Below are 2,904 nucleotides of genomic sequence, written 5' to 3'. Positions count from 1 at the left end.
TGAACGCGCTGGGCTCGGCCCAGATCCGCGCGCTGGGCACCGCCCAGGTCGCCGCCCTGTCGACCGCCCAGGTCTCCACGATGGAAAGCGCCGACGTGCAGGCGCTGAGCTCCGGCCAGGTGCAGGCGCTGAGTTCCGACCAGGTCGGCGCCCTGTCGACCGACAACATCGTCGCCCTGACGTCCTCGCAGGTCGCCGCGCTGTCGACCAAGCAGGTTGCCGGCCTGACGACCGACCAGATGGCCGCCCTCGAGACGGGCGATCTGAAGGCGCTGGGCACCGCGGCCATCCGCGCGCTGACCACCGACCAGATCGCCGCGCTCGGCTCCGACCAGATCGCCGCGCTGACGACCGCGCAGGTCGCCGCGCTGACGACCGGCCAGATCGCCAACCTGACCTCCGACGACCTGAACGCGCTGACCAGCGCCCAGATCAAGGCGCTGTCGACCCAGCAAGTGGCCGCCCTGACGACGACGCAGATCTCCACGATGGAGAGCAACGACGTCCAGGCCCTGTCCACGCAGCAGATCGCCGCACTGAACTCCGACCAGGTCGGCGCGCTGTCGACCGAGAACATCGCCGCGCTGAGCTCGCAGCAGGTCGCCCCGCTGTCGACCAAGCAGGTCGGCGGCCTGACGACCGACCAGGTCGGCGCCATCGAGACGGTGGACGTCCGCGCGCTGTCGACCAACGCGCTGCGCGCCCTGACGACCGCGCAGATCGATGCGCTGAACTCCGACCAGATCGCCGCGCTGACGACGGCCCAGGTCGCCGCGTTGACGACCGCCCAGGTCCAGGCGCTGGCTTCCGACGACCTGAACGCGCTGGGCTCGGCCCAGATCCGCGCGCTGTCGACCGCCCAGGTCGCCGCGCTGACCACCGGCCAGGTCAACGGCATGGAATCCGCCGACGTGCAGGCCCTGACGACGGCGCAAGTCGCCGCGCTGGGTTCGGCGCAGGTCGGCGCGCTGTCGACCGAAAACGTCGCCGCGCTGACCTCCGCCCAGGTGGGCGCGCTGACGACCAAGCAGGTCGCCGGCCTGACCACCGACCAGATGGCCGCCCTGGAAACGGGTGACCTGAAGGCGCTGTCCACCGCCGCGCTGCGCGCCCTGGGCTCCGACCAGATCGAGGCCCTGGGCTCCGACCAGATCGCCGCGCTGTCGACCGCCCAGGTCGCCTCGCTGACGACGGGTCAGATCAGCAACCTGACCTCCGATGACCTGAACGCCCTCACGAGCGGCCAGATCAAGGCGCTGTCGACCGCGCAGGTCGCCTCGCTGACGACCGGCCAGATCGCAACGATGACCAGCGACGACGTCGCCGCGCTGACCACCACGCAGCTGCAATCGCTGGGCTCGGCCCAGATCGGCGCGCTGAGCACGGACGCGATCGTCGCCCTGAGCTCCGCCCAGGTGGGCGCGCTGACGACCAGGCAGGTCGCCGGCCTCACCACCGACCAGATGGCCGCCATCGAGACCGGTGACCTCCGCGCGCTGAGCAGCACCGCGCTGCGCGCCCTCACCACCGATCAGTTGAACGCGCTGGGCTCCGACCAGGTCGCCGCCTTGAGCACGGTCCAGGTCTCCGCGCTGACGACCGCGCAGGTCGCCGGCCTGGCCAGCGATGACCTCAACGCGCTCAACAGCGCGCAGATCAAGGCGCTGGGCACCGCGCAAGTGGCCGCCCTGACGACCGCGCAGGTCTCGACGATGGAATCCGCCGACGTGCAGGCCCTGACCACGGCGCAGGTCGCCGCACTGGGCTCCGCCCAGGTCGGCGCGCTGAACACGGACTCGATCGTCGCGCTGACCTCGACGCAGGTCGCCGCGCTGAACAGCAAGCAGGTCGCGGGCCTGAGCACCGACCAGATGGCCGCGCTCGAATCCGGCGACCTGAAGGCGATGGCCACCAACGCCCTGCAGTCGCTGACTTCCGCCCAACTGGAGGCGCTGAACTCCGACCAGATCGCTGCCCTGTCGACCCAGCAGGTCGCCGCGCTGACGACCGGCCAGGTGAACAACCTGACCTCGGACGACCTGAACGCGCTGACCAGCGGCCAGATCAAGGCCCTGTCGACGCAGCAGATCGCCGCGCTGTCGACCGCCCAGGTCTCGACGATGGAATCGGCCGACGTGCAGGCGCTCGCCACCAACCAGGTCGCCGCGCTGAGCTCGGCCCAGGTCGGCGCGCTGAGCACCGACTCGATCGTCGCCCTGACCTCGGGCCAGGTCGCCGCGCTGACCAGCAAGCAGGTCGCCGGTCTGACGACCGACCAGATGGCCGCCCTCGAAACGGCTGACCTGCGCTCGCTGTCCTCGACCGCCCTGCGTGCGCTGACCAGCGACCAGCTGCAGGCCCTGTCGACCGATCAGGTCCAGGCGCTGTCGACCACCCAGGTCGCCGCGCTGACGACCGGACAGGTCAGCCAGCTGGCCACGGACGACTTCGGTGCATTCACTTCCGGCCAGCTGCGCGCCCTGGGTACCGCCCAGATCGCCGCGCTCGGCACCGCCCAGCTCGACGCGCTGAACAGCGACCAGGTCGCCGCGCTGACGACCCAGCAGGTCGCCGCGCTGACGACCGGCCAGGTCAGCAACCTGTCCTCGGACGACCTGAACGCCCTCACGAGCGGTCAGATCAAGGCGCTGACGACCCAGCAGGTCGCCGCGCTGACGACCGGCCAGATCAACACGATGGAATCGGGTGACGTCGCCGCGCTGGCGACCAACCAGATCGCCGCGCTGAGCTCGTCGCAAGTCGGCGCACTGAGCACGGACGCCATCGTCGCGCTGACCTCCTCGCAGGTCGCCGCGCTGACGACCAAGCAGGTCGCCGGCCTGACGACCGACCAGATCGCCGCGATCGAGACGGGCGACCTGAAGTCCCTGTCCACCGTCGCGC

At 70.8% G+C, this 2,904-nt stretch carries 1 protein-coding gene; it reads left to right on the top strand.

Annotation, left to right across the window (positions count from 1 at the left end):
* A partial coding sequence (locus tag AC07PR_RS00730) for a beta strand repeat-containing protein (protein ID WP_495134829.1) occupies positions 1–2,904 on the top strand: 2,904 nt, incomplete at both ends.

This window comes from Roseateles sp. GW821-FHT09H11 (assembly GCF_059415845.1).
Note: the sequence above shows the minus strand (reverse complement) of the source record. Positions and strands in the feature narration are given on the sequence as shown.